The sequence below is a fragment of the Bradyrhizobium sp. 62 genome (assembly GCF_023073035.1).
Lineage (GTDB): Bacteria > Pseudomonadota > Alphaproteobacteria > Rhizobiales > Xanthobacteraceae > Bradyrhizobium.
In genome coordinates this window covers 1-18475 of the sequence record NZ_JADPIT010000013.1, presented here as the reverse complement: position 1 = coordinate 18475, position 18475 = coordinate 1, and the positions used below count along the sequence as shown (strand labels likewise).

At 63.4% G+C, this 18475-nt stretch carries 16 protein-coding genes; 11 read left to right on the top strand and 5 right to left on the bottom strand.

Features of this window, described 5'->3' with window-relative positions; translation table 11 throughout:
• The first annotated feature begins 90 nt into the window (after positions 1 to 90).
• Together IVB47_RS07690 and IVB47_RS07685 are read left to right on the top strand one after the other, a co-directional pair.
• Positions 91 to 309, top strand: coding sequence for a hypothetical protein (locus IVB47_RS07690; RefSeq protein ID WP_247460822.1), 219 nt, complete (start codon positions 91 to 93; stop codon positions 307 to 309).
• 42 nt (positions 310 to 351) lie between these two features.
• Positions 352 to 795: a recombinase family protein gene (locus IVB47_RS07685; protein ID WP_346730784.1), complete on the top strand. Its 444-nt coding sequence runs from the start codon at positions 352 to 354 to the stop codon at positions 793 to 795.
• 111 nt (positions 796 to 906) lie between these two features.
• Here the strand turns inward: IVB47_RS07685 and IVB47_RS07680 are convergent, their stop codons facing one another.
• The 3 genes from IVB47_RS07680 to IVB47_RS07670 form a co-directional block, all read right to left on the bottom strand.
• A complete protein-coding gene (locus tag IVB47_RS07680) occupies positions 907 to 1335 on the bottom strand; it encodes a heme-binding protein (RefSeq protein WP_247460821.1) in 429 nt (142 codons plus the stop codon).
• Positions 1328 to 4306 carry an FAD-binding and (Fe-S)-binding domain-containing protein gene (locus IVB47_RS07675; RefSeq protein WP_247460820.1) on the bottom strand — a complete coding sequence of 993 codons (2979 nt, stop codon included), beginning with the start codon at positions 4304 to 4306 and terminating at the stop codon, positions 1328 to 1330. Before IVB47_RS07675 ends, IVB47_RS07680 begins: the two co-directional genes overlap by 8 nt.
• A gap of 105 nt (positions 4307 to 4411) precedes the next feature.
• Positions 4412 to 5149: a GntR family transcriptional regulator gene (locus IVB47_RS07670; RefSeq protein WP_247460819.1), complete on the bottom strand. Its 738-nt coding sequence runs from the start codon at positions 5147 to 5149 to the stop codon at positions 4412 to 4414.
• A gap of 82 nt (positions 5150 to 5231) precedes the next feature.
• Between IVB47_RS07670 and IVB47_RS07665 the strand changes: the two genes are divergently transcribed.
• From IVB47_RS07665 to IVB47_RS07630, 8 genes are all read left to right on the top strand, one after another.
• Positions 5232 to 6485 (top strand): alanine--glyoxylate aminotransferase family protein, encoded by a 1254-nt coding sequence (locus tag IVB47_RS07665; RefSeq protein WP_247460818.1) that lies wholly within the window; start codon positions 5232 to 5234, stop codon positions 6483 to 6485.
• Positions 6486 to 6538: 53 nt separating this feature from the next.
• Positions 6539 to 7822: an MFS transporter gene (locus IVB47_RS07660; RefSeq protein ID WP_247460817.1), complete on the top strand. Its 1284-nt coding sequence runs from the start codon at positions 6539 to 6541 to the stop codon at positions 7820 to 7822.
• Between the two features lie 111 nt (positions 7823 to 7933).
• A complete protein-coding gene (locus IVB47_RS07655) occupies positions 7934 to 9133 on the top strand; it encodes an aminotransferase class V-fold PLP-dependent enzyme (RefSeq protein WP_247460816.1) in 1200 nt (399 codons plus the stop codon).
• 44 nt (positions 9134 to 9177) lie between these two features.
• Positions 9178 to 9975 (top strand): enoyl-CoA hydratase/isomerase family protein, encoded by a 798-nt coding sequence (locus tag IVB47_RS07650; RefSeq protein ID WP_027566726.1) that lies wholly within the window; start codon positions 9178 to 9180, stop codon positions 9973 to 9975.
• Between the two features lie 146 nt (positions 9976 to 10121).
• Positions 10122 to 11096: a tripartite tricarboxylate transporter substrate-binding protein gene (locus IVB47_RS07645; protein WP_247460815.1), complete on the top strand. Its 975-nt coding sequence runs from the start codon at positions 10122 to 10124 to the stop codon at positions 11094 to 11096.
• Positions 11097 to 11232: 136 nt separating this feature from the next.
• Complete coding sequence (locus tag IVB47_RS07640; protein ID WP_247460814.1) at positions 11233 to 11775, top strand: tripartite tricarboxylate transporter TctB family protein; 543 nt, start codon at positions 11233 to 11235, stop codon at positions 11773 to 11775.
• 11 nt (positions 11776 to 11786) lie between these two features.
• Complete coding sequence (locus IVB47_RS07635) at positions 11787 to 13292, top strand: tripartite tricarboxylate transporter permease (protein WP_247460813.1); 1506 nt, start codon at positions 11787 to 11789, stop codon at positions 13290 to 13292.
• Positions 13293 to 13461: 169 nt separating this feature from the next.
• Complete coding sequence (locus IVB47_RS07630; protein WP_247460812.1) at positions 13462 to 14286, top strand: outer membrane protein; 825 nt, start codon at positions 13462 to 13464, stop codon at positions 14284 to 14286.
• A gap of 75 nt (positions 14287 to 14361) precedes the next feature.
• Here IVB47_RS07630 and IVB47_RS07625 read toward each other — a convergent pair whose 3' ends face one another.
• The gene (locus IVB47_RS07625; protein WP_247460811.1) at positions 14362 to 15555 is read right to left on the bottom strand and encodes a CoA transferase; all 1194 of its coding nucleotides are present in this window, start codon (positions 15553 to 15555) and stop codon (positions 14362 to 14364) included.
• A gap of 134 nt (positions 15556 to 15689) precedes the next feature.
• Positions 15690 to 16004 carry a hypothetical protein gene (locus tag IVB47_RS07620; protein WP_247460810.1) on the bottom strand — a complete coding sequence of 105 codons (315 nt, stop codon included), beginning with the start codon at positions 16002 to 16004 and terminating at the stop codon, positions 15690 to 15692.
• 199 nt (positions 16005 to 16203) lie between these two features.
• On the opposite strand from IVB47_RS07620, the gene IVB47_RS07615 reads away from it, so the two are divergent.
• Positions 16204 to 18396: an FG-GAP-like repeat-containing protein gene (locus IVB47_RS07615; protein WP_247460809.1), complete on the top strand. Its 2193-nt coding sequence runs from the start codon at positions 16204 to 16206 to the stop codon at positions 18394 to 18396.
• Positions 18397 to 18475 lie beyond the last annotated feature (79 nt).

Here is an 18475-nt window from a genome sequence, read left to right as displayed (position 1 = left end):
GAGTTTTGATTTACCCGAAATTTGACTTGCTCCGTCGGGCAAAACAGGAGTTTATAGAGTGCTGGCTCTAATCATTGGGAGGCCAGCGTGATGGCTGACGAGGTCGAGACTTCTTGCGATCTGTCGAAAATTGCTAAGCTCAACGGTGACTTCAGGAGAAACTACGGAACCTTGCTTGGAGCGTTTCTATATCTCCGCTCCATCAGTGCCGCGCGCGGGCGTTCTTGGCTGTGGGGCGGACTTTTCTCCCTCGTCTGCTCAGCCGTGCTAGGTTGGGTGAGCAAGCACGGCCTTTCATTCCCCTGGTGATCGCGCCAACAGAAGGAGAGCGGCTTTGCAGCGAAGGGGGGCATGTCCAACTCCTTGATCATTCGCCCCGGGTCCGATCTGCTATCGCCGTCAAATGCGGGGCAGGCGGCCCAATACGTCCGGATGTCAACGGACCACCAGCATTTCTCCACTCAGAACCAGGCTGCCGCCATTGCTGTCTCTGCCGCGCAGCATGATCTCATGATAGTTTGCACTTATGCGGACGAAGGCCGAAGTGGTCTTCGGATCCAGCGTCGCGAAGGGGTCCGCTACTGCGCAGAGCAGTTCGACAACCACGGCAGCGCCCTTGCGAGCATCGTGAAGAACCTTAAACGGGTAATGGCGGCCGAATATTCAAGAGAACTCTCGGTCAACGTCATGCTGGCGCATGTCGTGTCGCCAGACTCGGATACAGGCAGGGCGGCCCGTCGGGGTTTGGCCTCGAACGAGCTGCCCTCCGATAAGAGAACAGCGTCGCCACAGTAGTGGGTTTAGCCATGTAGCGATCTAGGGACTCGAACCCCCGACAAGCGATCCTTCGCGGCGCAATCCATAACGTCTTGTCAAGCGCAGGAGCTCTGGGTGCGTGGACGATCACTACCCCGCGTTGGCCTTCAACCCCGCTGCCTGGATGCCGGCCATCGCACACGCCTCGTCATTGTCCGACGTGTCGCCGGAGACGCCGACGGCGCCGAGCAGCGTCGTGCCGTCCATGATCAGCACGCCGCCGGGGACCGGCACCAGCGCGCCCTTGGCCATGGTGTTCACGGCGTCGATGAAATAGGCCTGCTCCTGCGCGCGCTGGAATAGGGCGCGCGAGCCCATGCCCAATGCGAGCGCGCCATAGGCCTTGCCGTGCGCGATCTCGGCGCGCATCAGGCTGGTGCCGTCCTGCGCCGCGGCGATCTTGAGCACCCCGCGGGCGTCCAGGATGGTGACGACGAGCGGCTTCAGCTTCAGCTCCGCGGATTTCGCGAAGGCGGCATCGAGGATCTTGCGGGCGGTGTCGAGCGTGAGGTCAGCCATGGCTGGTTTCCTTTGCAATGGGAGTGGTTGTGGATTGGGTCTCGGCGCGATCAAGGCTCATCGCCAGCACGCGTGCAACGTGAAGCGCCTCGCGCTGGGCGCCGTCGTGGATCTGGTGCCGGCAGGAGGTGCCGTCGGCCACAACGAGCGTATTCTGGTCCGCGCGCCGCACGGCGGGTAGCAGCGAGAGCTCGGCCATCTCGATCGAGGCATCGTAGGTGTCCGCGCCATAACCGAAGGCGCCGGCCATGCCGCAGCAGCTCGACTCGATGGTCTCGACCTTCAGGCCCGGAACGAGGCGCAGCACCTGCTCGACCGGCTTAAACGCACCGAAGGATTTTTGATGGCAATGGCCGTGCACCACGGCCTTGTCGGCGACGGTGCCGAGCGACAGTTGCAGTCGGCCGGCCTCGGCCTCCCGCACCAGGAATTCCTCGAAGGTCAGCGCGTGGGCGCCGACGGCCTTGGCGTCATCGTCCTGGCGCAGCGCGGCGAGCTCGTCGCGCAGGGTCAAAAGGCAGCTTGGCTCGAGGCCGACGATCGGGACGTCGCGCGCGGCGAAGGGCGCGAATGCGGCGACGAGACGATCGAGTTCGACCTTGGCTTCGTCAACGAGACCGGCGGACAGGAAGGTGCGGCCGCAGCACAGCGGACGGCCGCCGCTTGGAGGTTTCGGCAGATGCACGCGATAGCCGCCGGCCGCGAGCACGCGCAACGCGGCCTCGACGTTTTCGCGCTCATAGATGCGGTTGAAGGTGTCAGCGAACAGCACGACCTCGCGGCCGGTTTCCGGCCCGACCGTTTCGGCCGGCGGCACGAACACATCGCTGCGGAAGGCGGGCAGGGCGCGGCGCGCGCTGATGCCGGCAAAGCGCTCGAACAGCTTTCGCAGCAGCGGGCTGCGGTTGCGCAAATTCGCCAGCAGCGCGAAGCGCGATGCGAGGCCGGCATAGCGCGGGAGGTAGCCGACCAGGCGATCGCGCAAGGTCAGGCCATGCGAGGCCGCGCGCGCGGCGAGCACCTCGATCTTCATCTTGGCCATATCGACGCCGGTCGGGCATTCGTGGCGGCAAGCCTTGCAGGACACGCAGAGCTTCAACGTCTCCATCATCTCGTCGGAGGAGAGTGCGCCCGCGCCGAGCTGGCCGGAGATGGCGAGGCGCAGCGTGTTGGCGCGGCCTCGCGTCACGTCCTTCTCGTTGCGCGTCGCGCGGTAGGACGGGCACATCACGCCGCCCTCGAGCTTGCGGCAGGCGCCGTTGTTGTTGCACATCTCGACCGCGCCCTGAAAACCACCGCCGGCTCCGGGATAAGCGGACCAGTCGAGTTTTGTCTTCAGCTCAGCGACGCGATACTCAGGCTTGAAGCGGAATAGCGAACGATCGTCCATCTTCGGTGCGTCGACGATCTTGCCGGGGTTGAGCACGCCCTCGGGATCAAAGCGCTGCTTCACGTCCCGGAAGTCGGCGACCAGGCGCTCGCCGAACATCGTTTCGTGGAATTCGGAGCGCACCAGGCCATCGCCGTGCTCGCCGGAATGCGAGCCCTTGTATTCGCGCACCAGTTCGAAGGCTTCCTCGGCGATGGCCCGCATCGCCTTGACGTCCTTCTCCAGCTTCAAATTCAGCACGGGCCGCACATGCAGGCAACCTTCGGAGGCGTGAGCATACATCGTGCCGCTGGTGCCGTGCCTGGCAAACACCTCGCTCAGCCGCGCGGTGTAGTCCGCGAGATGCGGCAGCGGCACGGCGCAGTCCTCGACAAAGGAGACCGGCTTTCCCTCCTGCTTCATCGACATCATGACGTTGAGGCCGGCCGCGCGGAAATCGGCGATCCCGCTCTGCAGCGCGGGCTCGGTGATTTCCACCACGCCGCCCCATTTGCGCTTGTCGTTGTTCCAGCCGAAGCCGAGATCGCCCATCAGCTCGCCGAGCTGCTTCAGGCGCACGAGATTATCCGCCAGATCCTCCTCGGCGAACTCGACCACGAGCACCGCATCCGGATCACCCTTGATCGCGGCGGAGATGATGGGTCGGAACATCGCGATGTCGCGGCCGAGCGCCAGCATGGTGCGGTCGACCAGCTCGACCGCGATCGGCTTGAGCTTGACCAGATGCTGGGCCGCGTCCATCGCCTCGTAAAAACTGCCGAAATGGCAGATGCCGAGCACCTTGTTGCGGATGACAGGCCACAGCTTCAGCTCGACCTTGGTGGTGAAAGCGAGGGTGCCCTCGGAGCCGACGAGAAGGTGCGCCATGTTGTTGCGCGCATTGCGCGGCACCAGCGCATCGAGATTGTAGCCGCCGACACGGCGTTGCACCTTTGGGAAGCGCGCGGCGATCTCCCCGGCTTCGCGGGCGCCGAGATCAAGCATGTCGCGGAACAGGGCGCGCGCGCTATCGTTGGCATCGAGATCCGAGAGATCGCGCGATACCTCGCCGTAACGGTTCAGTGTGCCGTCGGCAAGGGCCGCCTCCATCGACAGTGTGTTGTCGCGCATGGTGCCGTAGCGCAGGCTACGGCCGCCGCAGGAATTGTTGCCGGCCATGCCGCCGATTGTGGCGCGCGAGGCCGTAGAGACGTCGACCGGAAACCAGAGGCCGTGTTTCTTCAGCTGGCGGTTGAGGTCGTCGAGCACGATGCCCGGCTCGACCACGCAGGTGCGTCCTTCGACGTCGAGCGACAGGATCCGGTTCAGGTGCTTCGAGAGATCGACCACGAGACCGTCATTGACGGTCTGGCCGCATTGCGAGGTGCCACCGCCGCGCGGCGTGACCTTCCGTCCGTCGTCCCGGGCGATTGCCAGTGCGCGCAAGGCCTCGTCCATGGTCTTGGGCACGACCACGCCCGCGGGTACGATCTGATAGAACGAGGCGTCGGTGGCGTAGCGGCCGCGGCTGAAGCGATCGAACAGGACGTCGCCGGTCATTTCCGCGCGCAGGCGCCGTTCGAGCGAGGAGGCGTTTGTCATCCCTGGTCCCGGACTGATCCAGCGAGGCGCTCGGCCGGGCTGGAGTATTCACTCTTGTTTCTGATCGATTATATTATGAATTCAAAATGAGCAAGCCAGCTGCCCTCAAGGGGAGGCCGGGGCGTCCTCTTGGGGCTCGGTGAGGTGCTCGATCGCGGCCGTCCGCTTGTTGCGCAGGTGCTGGAACAGGATGTCGCTGAGCTCGCTCGCGGCACGGCGGCGCAGCGCATCGAGAATGGCCTCGTGCTCTCGCATCGCTTCCGCCCAGCGCTGCCGCTTGCGGGCGAAATTGGCGGAGAAGCGGACGCGGCGGATGCGGCCGGCAAAGTTGGCGTAGGCGGTCTTCAGCGTCTCGTTGCGCGCGGCCGCGACGATGCTTTCGTGGATGCGCTGGTTGATCTGGAAATAGCCGTGCATGTCGCGATGCAGATAGTGGCCGTACATCTCGTAATGCAGCTGCTCGATCGCGGTGATTTCCGCATCCGTAATGGCTTCGCAGGCCAGGCGCCCGGCAAGGCTCTCCAGCCCCGCCATCACGTCGAACAGCTCCTCGAGGTCGCGCTGGCTCAGCTGGCGGACCCGCGCGCCGCGGTTGGGCAGCAGCTCGATCAGCCCCTCCGCGGCGAGCACTTTCAAGGCCTCGCGCAGCGGCGTGCGGGAGATGCCGAACATCTCGCAGAGCTGACGCTCGGGGACGCGCGCGCCGTCGGGAATGTTGCCCTCGACCACGTAGTCGCGCAGCCGCAGCAGGATTTCGCCGTGAAGCGACGCCTCCTGGCGGTCGCCGCCATTTGCGGCGGGCGGGGCAATCGGAACCCCGGTGTCGGGAATCGTGGATTTCATTTGCAGCACAGTAGTTTGCCTGTCTGGTCGCGTCGATGTCCGCAATCGAATACCAAAAATCGGTTGAAAGTGCAAAAAATGAATGCAAAATAGGTTTCAGAGCCGGCCAAGATCCGCCGACAGGGAGGTTTTCATGCATCAGGGACGCCATTTCCTTCAGATTCCCGGCCCGAGCCCGGTCCCCGAGCGCGTCCTGCGCGCCATGGACATGCCTGTCATCGATCATCGGAGCGCGGAATTCGGCGAGCTCGGCCGGGCCGTGCTGGAGGGCAGCCAGAAAATCTTCCAGACCGCCGGCCCGGTGGTGATCTTCCCCTCGTCGGGGACCGGCGCTTGGGAGGCCGCGATCGTCAACACGCTGTCGCCTGGTGACAAGGTGCTGATGGTCGAGACCGGCCATTTCGCCACCCTGTGGCGTCAGATGGCGCGGCGCTTCGGCATCGAGGTCGATTTCGTTCCTGGCGATTGGCGCCGCGGCGCCGATCCGGCCATCATCGAGGCAAGACTCATTGACGACACCGCGCGCGCGATCAAGGCCGTGATGGTCGTGCACAACGAGACCTCCACCGGGGCGACCAGCCGCATCGCCGAGATCCGCGCCGCGATCGATCGCACGGGCCATCCGGCGCTGCTGATGGTCGACACCATCTCCTCGCTCGGCTCGGTCGACTATCGGCATGACGAGTGGAAGGTCGATGTCAGCGTCAGCTGCTCGCAGAAGGGTTTCATGCTGCCACCCGGCCTCGGCTTCAACGCGATCTCGGAGAAGGCGCGCACTGCTGCGAAGACCAACAGGATGCCGCGCTCCTATTTCGACTGGGAGGAGATGCTCAAGCCCAACGCCAACGGCTTTTTCCCCTACACGCCGGCGACCAATCTGCTCTACGGCCTGCGCGAGGCGATCGCGATGCTGCTCGAAGAGGGGCTCGACAACGTTTTTGCGCGGCATCAGCGGTTGGCTGCTGCGACCCGTGCGGCCGTCAATCATTGGGGCCTCGAGATCCTCTGCCAGGAGCCCGCCGAGTTCTCGCCGGTGCTCACGGCAGTGCTGATGCCGCCGGGACATGATGCCGATCAGTTTCGCAAGATCGTGTTGGACAATTACAACATGTCGCTCGGCTCGGGCCTGTCGAAGGTCGCCGGCAGAGTCTTCCGCATCGGCCATCTCGGCGAATGCAATGCGCTGACGCTGCTCGGCGCGGTCACCGGTGTGGAGATGGGGTTGTCGGTCGCGGGCGTGCCCCACCGCTCCGGTGGCGTCGACGCCGCGATGAAGCTGCTGGAGCAGCGCCCGCAGGGCAATGCATCGCCGCACCTGAAAGTGGTCGGCACTTAACCGCGCGGGACACGCGGACGACAACCACAAAAGATATTCAGGGTGGGATGGCGATGGGAGTTCGGTTCAAGGCGACGCATGTCGTGCTGGCGATGCTCTGCGCGATGTATTTCATCACCTATGTCGACCGGGTGAACATCGGCACCGCGGCGAGCGAGATCCAGAAGGAGCTCGGTCTGTCGAACACCCAGCTCGGCCTCGTCTTCTCCGCTTTCGCCTATCCCTATCTGCTGTTCCAGGTGATCGGGGGCTGGGTCGGCGATCGCTTCGGACCGCGCAAGACGCTGTTCTGGTGCGGCATGATCTGGGCGGTGGCGACCATCTCGACCGGCTTCGTGCATGGCCTCGCCGCGCTGTTCATCGTCCGCTTTGCGCTCGGCTTCGGTGAAGGCGCGACCTTTCCGACCGCGACGCGTGCGATGCAATACTGGACGCCGGCGAACCGCCGCGGTTTTGCGCAAGGGCTGACCCACTCCTTCGCCCGGCTCGGCAATGCGGTGACGCCGCCGGTGGTGGCGCTGCTGATCCTCTGGCTGACCTGGCGCGGCGCCTTCGTCGTGCTGGGCTTCGTCAGTCTCGTCTGGGGCGTCATCTGGGTCTGGTACTTCCGCAACGAGCCGAAGGAGCACGCCTCCATCACGGAGGCCGAGCTCGCCGCGCTGCCGCCGCGCGCAACCGGCGAGCGGCCGAGCGTGCCCTGGGGCCAGCTATTGGGACGGATGTGGCCGGTGACGCTGACCTATTTCTGCTACGGGTGGTGCCTGTGGCTCTATCTCAACTGGCTGCCGCTGTTCTTCAAGAACAACTACAATCTCGACATCAAGAATTCGGCACTGTTTGCCTCGGGCGTGTTTTTCGCCGGCGTGATCGGCGACAGCGTCGGCGGCGTGCTGTCGGACAAGATCCTCGACCGCACCGGCAATGTCCGGCTGGCGCGGCTGAGCGTCACCGTCGCGGGATTTGCGGGGGCGCTGCTCTCGCTGTTTCCGATCCTGTTCGTCCACGACGTCACGATCGTCGCGCTGTGCCTGTCGGCCGGCTTCTTCTGTGCTGAGCTGGTGATCGGCCCGATGTGGTCGATTCCGATGGACATCGCCCCGAAACATTCCGGGACCGCCTCGGGACTCATGAACACAGGCTCGGCCTTTGCCGCCATCGTATCCCCGCTGGTCGCGGGCTTCGTGATCGACGCGACCGGCAATTGGTACCTGCCGTTCCTGATGTCGATGGGCCTGTTGCTGCTCGGCGGCTTTTCCGCCTTCCTGATGCATCCGGAGCGTCCGTTCACGGAGGCCGAGGGGCGTCTGCCGTCCGGCAAGGTGGTGGCCGCCGAGTAGGGGCGGTCGCCGGCCGTTATGCATGGAGTCGCCCTAAGGAGAGGGGACAAGCCGGTCAAATGGTGCTATTCGGCGGCCATCAAAATCAAGGCAAGACCGGGAAGGACGCCGATGACCGTGCATACTGGAAGGCATTTCCTACAGATTCCAGGACCGACCAACGTGCCCGATCGGGTGCTGCGGGCGATGGACATGCCGACGCTGGACCATCGCGGTCCGGAGTTCGCCGAGCTCGGTTTCGCAGTCCTCGCCGGCATGCAGCGGGTGTTCCGCACCAAGCAGCCCGTGATCATCTTCCCCTCGTCCGGCACCGGCGCCTGGGAAGCTGCGATGGTCAACGTGCTCGCGCCCGGCGACAAGGTCCTGATGTGCGAGACCGGCCAGTTCGCCGTGCTGTGGCGCGGCATCGCCGACAAGTTCAAGCTCGACGTCGACTTCATCCCGAGCGACTGGCGCCATGGTGCCGACCTCGCCGAGATGGAGAAGCGCCTTGCCGCCGACAAGCAGCACACCATCAAGGCGGTCTGCGTCGTCCACAACGAGACCTCGACCGGCTGCGTGACGCCGCCGCTCGAAGTGCGCAAGCTGCTTGACCCGGTCGAGCATCCCGCGCTGCTGATGGTCGACACCATCTCCGGCCTCGGCTCGATCGAGTACGAGCACGATGCCTGGGGCATCGACGTCTCGGTCGCCGGCTCGCAGAAGGGCCTGATGCTGCCGCCGGGCCTCGGCTTCAACGCCGTCTCGGAGAAAGCGCTCGCGGTGGCCAAGGCCAACCCCGGCATGCGCTCCTATTGGGACTGGCAGGAGGTCATCTCCTTCAACAAGCTCGGCACCTTCCCCTATACGCCCGCCACCAATTTGCTCTACGGCCTGCGCGAGGCGATCAAGATGCTGGAAGAGGAGGGGCTCGAGAACGTCTGGACCCGCCACAAGCGCCATAGCGCGGCGACGCGCGCCGCGATCAAGGTCTGGGGCCTGGAGACGCAATGCGCCGATCCTGCCGCGCATTCGCCGGCGCTGACAGGCGTGCGCGTGCCTGATGGCCATGACGCCGATGCCTTCCGCAAGGTGGTGCTGGAAAACTTCGACATGTCGCTCGGCACCGGCCTGAACAAGGTCAAGGGCAAAGTCTTCCGCATCGGCCACATCGGCCATTTCAACGATCTGATGCTGATGGGCACGCTCGCCGGCGTCGAGATGGGCCTCGATCTTGCAAAGATTCCGCACCGGAGCGGCGGCGTGTTGGCGGCCATGGACGTCCTGAAGGGACGCGATGCGGTGCCGATGGCCAAAGCTCAGGTGGCCTGAAGGCTCAGGTAGCCTGAACTGACTTCGAGAAGAGAGAGCGCGCGATGAACGCACCAACGACCGCCAACGAAGACCTGCTCTACTCCGTCACGGACGGCATCGCGCGGATCACCTTCAACCGCCCGCAGGCGCGCAACGCACTGACCTTCGCCATGTACGAGCGCATGGCGGAGATCTGCCAGGAGATTAACGCCGACCGCTCGATCAAGGCGCTGATCCTGACCGGCACCGGCGACAAGGCGTTTGCCTCCGGCACCGACATTTCTCAATTCCGTGCGTTCAAAACCGCGCAGGATGCGCTCGACTATGAGGCCCGCATCGACCGCGTGCTCGGCACGCTGGAGCAGTGCCGCGTGCCCGTGATCGCGGCGATCGCGGGGGCATGCACCGGCGGCGGCGCCGGAATTGCGGCTTGCTGCGACCTGCGCATCGGGACTGAAACGACGCGCATCGGGTTTCCGATCGCGCGCACGCTCGGCAACTGCCTGTCGATGTCGAACATCAGCCGCGTCGTCTCGCTGGTCGGCCCCGCCCGCACCAAGGATCTGATCTTCAAGGCACGCCTCGTCGAAGCGCCGGAAGCACTGGCGCTCGGCCTTCTCAACGAGATCGTTCCCGACGTCGAGACGCTGCAGCGCCGCGCCGACGAGACCGCCAGGCTCGTGGCGAGCCACGCCCCGCTGACGCTTGAAGCGACCAAGGAGGCAGTCCGCCGCATCCGCCGCACGCTGTCGCGCGAAGAGGGCGAGGATCTGATCCTCAAGGCCTATATGAGCGAAGATTTCCGCGAGGGAATGGACGCCTTCCTCAACAAGCGCACGCCGAACTGGAAGGGCAGGTAGCGCGAGCTAGGCTGGCTTCGTCCTAAAGTCATAGGTAGCGGCATCCTCGCCTGCTTGAACTCGCTCGCAATAGTCCGCACAATGTGTCGATAAATTCCTGGCAAACAAAGCCAATAATCCAGGGGACGAAACTCGTGCGAATTCTAATGCAAGCTGTTGGCGTCGCAGCAGCGCTATCGTTGAGCACGCCGGCCTTTGCCGGCTGGGAGCCGACCAAACCGGTCGAGATCGTGGTCGCGGCAGGCGCGGGCGGCGCCTCCGACCAGATGGCGCGGATGATGCAAGCCGCCATCCAGAAGAACAATCTGATGAAGCAACCGATTGTGGTCTCGCTCAAGGGCGGGGCTTCCGGCGCCGAAGCGCTGATGTACATGAAATCCAGCGAGGGCGACCCCAACAAGGTGCTGATCGCCTATTCGCTGATCTATATGCTGCCGCTGTCGGCAAAGATCCCGTTCAACTGGCGTGAGCTGACCCCGGTTTCGGTGATCGCGCTCGACCAGTTCGTGCTGTGGGACAACAGCGCGGGTCCCAAGACGGTGAAGGAGTTCGTCGCGGCCGCGAAGGCGGCAGCCGCGCCGTTCAAGATGGGCGGCACCGGCTCCAAGCGCGAGGATCACGTGTTGACCGTGTTCCTCGAGCAGAAGACCGGCGCGAAATTCTCCTATCTGCCTTATAAGTCCGGCGGCGAGGCCGCGACCCAGCTCGTCGGCAACCACACCGAATCCAACGTCAACAACCCATCCGAGAATCTCGAAGTCTGGCGCGCGGGCCAGGTGCGTCCGCTCTGCGTGTTCGACAAGGAGCGGATCTCCTACACGAGCAAGGTGACGGAGACGCAGTCCTGGGCCGACATCCCGACCTGCAAGGAGGAGGGCGTCGATGTGCAGTATCTGATGCTGCGCGCGATGTTCCTGCCCGGCAAGGTCACGGCGGAACAGCAGGCGTTCTACGTCGAGCTGTTCCACAAGGTGACGCAGACCGCGGAATACAAGGACTACATGGAAAAGCAGGCACTGAAGCCGATCTTCCTCACCGGCAAGGACATGGTGCAGTTCCTCGAGGAGGACGATGCAGTCAACAAGTCGCTGATGACAGAAGCCGGTTTCGTCGCGAAGTAGCCACCCTCGATGTCATGCCCCGCGAAGGCGGGGCATTCAGTATTGCACAGAGCTCGACGAAAGACGGCTTCTGCATGGCGTACTGGATCATCCGCATTCGCGGATGATGACAACGCAATCTGATCTTGCGGAGCTCATGTCCCAAACCGATCTTGAAATCGTCGTCGACGATCCGACCGCGCCCGAAGACGACTCGCCTTCCGTCGTCTCCTCCGGCACGGTCGAGATATTCGTCTGTCTCCTGTTGCTCGCGCTCGCCGCCACGCTCGGCTACGACAATTGGCGCACCGGCGCCTCGTGGGATTCGACCGGGCCGGAGCCTGGCTATTTCCCGTTCTATCTCTGCGTCATTCTCGGCGGCGGCAGCCTCTACGGCCTGATCGTGGCGCTGGTCGCGCACCGCAAGGCGGCTGAGACCTTCGTCACATGCGCGCAAGCCCGCCGCGTGATGGCGGTGTTCGTGCCGACGCTGTTGTTCTGCCTGGCCACGCAGTTCCTCGGCCTCTATGTCGCGAGCTTCCTGCTGATCGCGGGCTTCATGCGCCTCGTCGGCAAGATCGCGCTGTGGAAGTCGCTGCTCACCGCTGTCGTGTTCACGGCGATCATGTTCGTCACCTTCGACATCGCCTTCGACGTCATCATGCCGAAAGGGCCGCTCGAAGCGGCCTTCGGCTACTAGGCGGACCCGCGATGGAAGCTCTCGGTCTCTTGCTTCACGGCTTCGCCGTCCTGCTGACGTGGAAGACGCTCGCGCTGATGATGGTCGGGCTGGTGCTCGGCATTTTCGTCGGCGTGCTACCCGGCCTCGGCGGGCCCAACGGCGTTGCGATCCTGCTGCCGCTCACCTTCACGATGGATCCGACCTCGGCGATCGTGATGCTGTCCTGCATCTATTGGGGCGCGCTGTTCGGCGGCGCGATCACCTCGATCCTGTTCAACATCCCGGGCGAAGCCTGGTCGGTCGCGACCACTTTCGACGGCTATCCAATGGCGCAGCAGGGCAGGGCGGCGGAAGCGCTGACCGCCGCGTTCACGTCCTCTTTCATCGGCTCGCTGGTGGCGGTGCTCCTGATCACCTTCCTCGCCCCGATGATCTCGTCCTTTGCGTTGAAGTTCGGCCCGCCGGAGTTCTTCGCGGTGTATCTGCTGACCTTTTGCTCCTTCGTCGGGCTGGGGCGCGAGGCCAAGCACAAGACCGTCATCTCGATGTCGCTGGGGCTGTTGCTCGCCGGCATCGGCATGGACACGGTGTCAGGCAATCTGCGCATGACCTTCGGCTCGTCCGAGCTTTTGCGCGGCATCAACTTCCTCGTCGCCGTCATCGGCCTGTTCGGCATCAGCGAGATCCTGCTGACGATGGAGGAGCGCCTCGCGTTGCGCGGACACGCGGCGAGCATTTCGCTGCGCGTCGTGCTTGCTGTGTGGAAGGACCTGCCGAAATACTGGGTGACGCTGCTGCGCTCCTCCTTCATCGGCTGCTGGCTCGGCATTACGCCGGGCGGCGCGATCGCGGCCTCTTTCATGGGCTACAATCTCGCCAAGCGTTTCTCCAAGGATCCCGAGAGCTTCGGCAAGGGCCGCATCGAGGGCGTGTTCGCGCCCGAGACGGCGGCGCATGCCTCCGGCACCGCGGCGCTGCTGCCGATGCTGGCGCTCGGCATTCCCGGCTCGGGCACCGCCGCGATCCTGCTCGGCGGGTTGATGGTGTGGGGGCTCAATCCGGGACCGCTGCTGTTCGTCGAGCACAAGGACTTCGTCTGGGGCCTGATCGCCTCGATGTATCTCGGCAATGTCGTCGGCCTCGTGCTGGTGCTGACGACGGTGCCGATCTTCGCCTCGATCCTGCGCGTGCCGTTCGCCGCGGTGGCGCCGATGATCGTGGTGTCATGCGCGATCGGCGCCTATGCGATCCAGAATGCGATGTTCGATATCTGGCTGATGCTCGGCTTCGGCGTCGTCGGCTACGTCTTCAAGAAGATCGGCATTCCGCTCGCTCCGTTCACGCTGGCGCTCGTGCTGGGCAACCGCGCCGAGGATGCCTTCCGTCTGTCGATGATCGGCGCCGGCGGCGACCTCAAGGTGTTTTGGTCGAATGGCCTGGTAGGCTCGATCACGACCTTGGCGATCGTGCTGCTGTTTTGGCCTGTGATCGACGGCTTGCTGCGCCACCGGAATCGAGGCCAGGCACCAAATTGACTCAGAACTAGGGCAGTTTGTCTTTTTAGATCAAACATATAGCGGGGGTGGATAGAGCTCCTGGCCAAGCTATGGGTCGATTCTTTCAGCCTGTTGCTGGTGCGGCACAGTTTTTGGGCGAAGCGTAGCATATGCTTTGACCATGATTTTTGGTGCGGAGGAAATTTCCATGAAGCGGATTGTGATGGGAATGGCAGCGGCGATCTCGCTGCTTGGGACGAACGTAATGGCTGCCGACTTGGCAGCGCGGCCCTACGTCAAGGCCCCGCCGATGGTTGCTGCAGCCTACAATTGGACTGGCTTCTATATCGGCGGTAACATCGGCTACAGCTGGGGCCGCTCGCGGGACGACTCGACGTTGACCACGCCCGCCGGTGTCGTGCTGTTTGGCAGCAGTGATCGTGCCAACATGGACGGCGTGATTGGCGGCGGCCAGATTGGCTACAACTGGCAGATGCAGAACTGGGTCTGGGGCCTTGAGGCCGATCTCCAGGGGAGCGATCAGAAGGGCAGCCGCAGCTTCACCTGCCCGACGGGTGTCTGCACCCCGCCATTCGGCATTATTGCAGTATTTCCGGGGCCCGCGGTGCCCGCTACCATCGATCAGAAGTTGGAGTGGTTCGGTACTGTACGCGGTCGCGTCGGAATCTTGGCGACCCCAACGGTGCTGTTCTACGGTACCGGCGGTCTCGCATATGGTGAGGTGAAGACGACGGAGACTGTCGGTGCGGCCGCCGCTGTGTTCTCCAGGAGCGATACGCGCCTCGGTTACACGGTTGGTGCCGGCGTCGAAGGTGTCATCAGCGGAAACTGGACCGCGAAGCTTGAGTATCTCTGGGTCGATCTCGGCCGCACCTCCGGTGGGTTCACGACGACGACTGGCGCGCTTGGCGGCGGCGTGCTTACAACGAACTACAGTTCGCGGATCACGGACAACATCCTCCGGGCTGGCGTGAACTACAAGTTCGGCGGCCCCGTCGTCGCCAAGTACTAAGACCTTCTGAAACTTCAGTCTGTGGAAGCCCGGCGCACGCCGGGCTTCTTCTTTGTGTGGCGCGGCGCCCAGTGGTCACACCACCCTTGCGTCCCTGAGCTTGGCAATCTCGTCCGTGCCGAAGCCGAACTCCTTCAGCACTTCGTCGGTCTGCTCGCCGAACTCCGGCGGTCGCGCCACCATCCTGCTCGGCGTGCGCGACAGCGTCACGGGCTGGCCGACCAGGCGGATGTCGCGATCCTCGTCATTCGGTACCTCCTGCGCGATGCCGAGATGCTTGACCTGTTCGTCTTCGAACATCCGGTCGATGGCGTAGATCGGCCCGCAGGGCACGCCGGCCTCATTGAGTTCACGAACCCAGGTCTCGGTGGACTTCGTCAAGGTACGCTTCTCGATCTCGGCATTGAGCGCATCGCGGTTCTTGGAGCGGGCCGGCGCGGTCAGATAGTCGGGATGGCTGTAGAGTTCCGGCGCGCCGATCGCCTGTGCGCAGCGCTCCCAGATCCGGCCGCCCGTGGTGGCGATGTTGATGTGGCCGTCCGAGGTCTTGAACACGCCGGTCGGAATGCTGGTCGGGTGGTTGTTGCCGGCCTGCTTTGCCACTTCCTTCTCCATGAGCCAGCGTGCGGCCTGGAAGTCGAGCATGAAGATCTGGGCCTGCAGCAGCGAGGTCTGTACCCACTGGCCCTTGCCCGAGACCTCGCGCTCCAGCAGCGCGGTGAGGATGCCCATGGCACAGAACAGACCGGCGGTGAGGTCGGCGACGGGGATGCCGACCCGCATCGGGCCTTCGCCCGGCGCGCCGGTGATCGACATCAGCCCGCCCATGCCTTGCGCGATCTGATCGAAGCCCGGCCGCTTGTGATAGGGGCCGTCCTGGCCGAAGCCGGAGATGCTGCCGTAGACGATGCGCGGATTGATCCTGGCGAGGCCCTCATAGTCGATGCCGAGCTTCTTCTTCACGTCGGGGCGGAAATTCTCCACCACAACGTCGGCCTTGGCGGCGAGGCGCTTGAACACGGCGAGCCCGCGCTCGTCCTTCAGGTTCAGCGTCATCGCGCGCTTGTTGCGATGCAAATTCTGGAAATCGGAGCCGCGCCGCGGGCCGCCCGGCTGCTCGCCGCCGGCATCCTCGGTGAGCGCGTCGATCTTGATCACGTTGGCGCCCCAGTCCGCGAGCTGCCGCACGCAGGTGGGCCCGGACCGGACGCGGGTCAAATCGAGCACGGTAAAGCGTGACAGGGCTTCCGAGGCATGCGGAAAGGGCATCTTGATGGGCTCCGGGACAGATTGCGGGCCTACCATAGTGCCGAAAGACCATGCAGCAAGACGTCGCGCGGCAGGTCAGGGCCGCGCGGATGCCGCCTGTCGAAATGCAATGCTTGAGCGGTTCCGCGAGGGGTTCAGCGCGCCAGCCTTTTCAGCTCGGCACGCGCCTGCTCGGCCAGCGGGTCATCGCCGTGGCGCGCAATGAACAGCTCGAACGCCTCGCGCGTTCCCTTGCGCCGGGCGGACTCGTACTCCTCCGCGACCGCAGCCGACGGGTCGCGGGCCATCGGAACGGAGGGCGCGCGCCCCGCGGTGCCGCCTTGTTTGCCGCTCTCATCCGCATTGGCTTTGCCGACCATGACAGGCAGTCCTCCGAAGGGTAGATGGCCCGGCCCGGCGAGCGCCATCAGGGCGCCGAACAGACCGGCCGAGAGTAGACCTCGTTTCATGATTTCACTCGCAACAAGTAAGTCGCCGGAACTGACATCCCTTGGTCTGGCCCGTATGACTACGGGATTTGATGGCTAACACGGCCTTACGGAAGGAGTCTGGACCGGTTCGCCAAAATTAAACCAAACGTTCAACTCTCAAGCTAGAATCACCTGTCGCGCCCCGAATCGAACGGGGTTTGCTGCTTCGGAGATTCCCTTGGCTACCGCTGTCAACGTCAGTGCCACCAACAATGCCGAGATCGACGGCCTGCTGTCGGGCTACAAATGGACCGGCGCGATCACCTACAGCTTTCCGGACGCTGCAAGCGACTACGCCAGTCCCTACAGCGGCGGCAGCGGTGAGCCGACGACCTCGGGTTTTGCCCCGGCGCCGAGTCAGATGCAGGCGGGGATCAATTACGCGATCGGACTGATCCTCGGCTACACCAACGCCAACATCCAGTACGCCGGGACGAACGGCGCCGACATCATGGTCGCGCAGTCGCCCTCGGCCAATCCGACCTCCTACGCCTATTACCCCGGCAACTACGCGTCCGGCGGCGACGTGTGGTTCGGAACCGCCTACAACTATTCGCTGGCTGCGCTCGGCAATTACTATTTCACGACTGCGTTGCACGAGCTCGGACACGCCCTTGGCCTGAAGCACAGTCAGGAAGCGGGCGGTCCCGCCAACGTCGCCGTGCCGAGCGCGCATGACGACAGCGAATACACCGTCATGAGCTATCGCAGCTATGTCGGTGCTTCGACCTCGAGCGGCTACACCAACGAGGCCTATGGATATTCGCAGACCTATATGGCCAACGATATCCTCGCGCTGCAGACGATGTACGGCGCGGACTACGCCACCCAGAGCGGGACCACCGTCTATTCATGGAGCTCCACCACCGGGCAGGAGTTCATCAACGGCGCTGGCCAGCCGGCCGACAATGGCGGTGCCGGTGGCTCGGCCAATCGCATCTACGAGACGATCTGGGATGGGGGCGGCGTCGATACCTATGACCTTTCGAACTACACGACGAACCTGAGCATCAATCTCAATCCAGGTGCGTCGTCCGTGTTCTCGTCGGTTCAACTCGCCAATCTCGGAAACGGTCACTACGCGTCGGGTAACGTCTACAATTCCTATCTCTACAACAACGACGCGCGTTCCTACATCGACAACGCCATCGGCGGCTCCGGCAACGACACGATCGTCGGCAATGCTATCGCCAACGCACTGAACGGCGGTTCCGGCAACGATACGCTGACCGGCGGCGGCGGCAACGACATCCTATCTGGCGATGTCTCGGTCCTCTCATTCGGCTCAAACGGCGCAGTCGATCGGATTGCCGACTTTAATGGCGATAACAAGGCCGATGTCATACAACTCAACCAGAACGGAATGCTGGACGTGTGGTTATCGACCGGGAGTGGGCTGGACAACTATGCTCAATGGGGCAACGGGTCTCAACCGTCCGACAAACTTGGCGACTTTAATGGCGACGGTAACACAGATGTCCTTCAGTTCTCGGGCGGCAACGCCTATGTCTGGGTCTCCAACGGTGCAGGGTTCAACAACTACGCCCTCTGGGGGAGCGGTTTCTCGCCCAATGACAAGTTTGGCGACTTCAATGGCGACGGTAAAACCGATGTCCTTCAATTCTCTGGGGGCAACGCCTATGTCTGGATCTCCAACGGTGCGGGGTTCAACAACTACGCCCTCTGGGGCAGCGGGTTCTCGCCCAACGACCAGTTCGCCGACTTTAACGGCGACCATAAAGCCGATGCCATTCAGTTCTCAGGCGGCAACGCCTATGTCTGGGTCTCCAACGGTGCAGGGTTCAACAACTACGCCCTCTGGGGGAGCGGTTTCTCGCCCAATGACAAGTTTGGCGACTTCAATGGCGACGGTAAAACCGATGTCCTTCAGTTCTCTGGCGGCAACGCCTATGTTTGGATCTCAAACGGCGCGGGGTTCAACAACTACGCCCTCTGGGGGAGCGGTTTCTCGCCCAATGACAAGTTTGGCGACTTCAATGGGGACGGCAAAACCGACATTATTCAGTTCTCGGGCGACACCTCTTACGTGTGGCTTTCCAACGGCACGTCCTTCGCTCCGTATGCCGCCTGGGGCAAAGGCGCCGGCTCAGGCGACGGAGCCGGTAACGATACGTTTGTGTTTAGTGCCAACTTCGGCAAGGATACCATTACCGATTTCCAGGCTGGCCCGGCTGTCGGCGACGTGATCCAGTTCGATCACGCGCTGTTCGCGAACTTTGCGAGCGTGCTCTCCCATACTGCTGACGATGGCCACGGCAATACGGTCATCACCTATGATGCCAACGACACAATTACCCTCAACCACGTGTCGAAGGTCAACTTGACGGCTAACGATTTTCAATTCGTGTGAACACGGAAGTTGAGAACCTGACGTTACTCCTCGAGCCAAATCGGAAAGACAGTACGCATACGACGAAGGCCGCCTGATT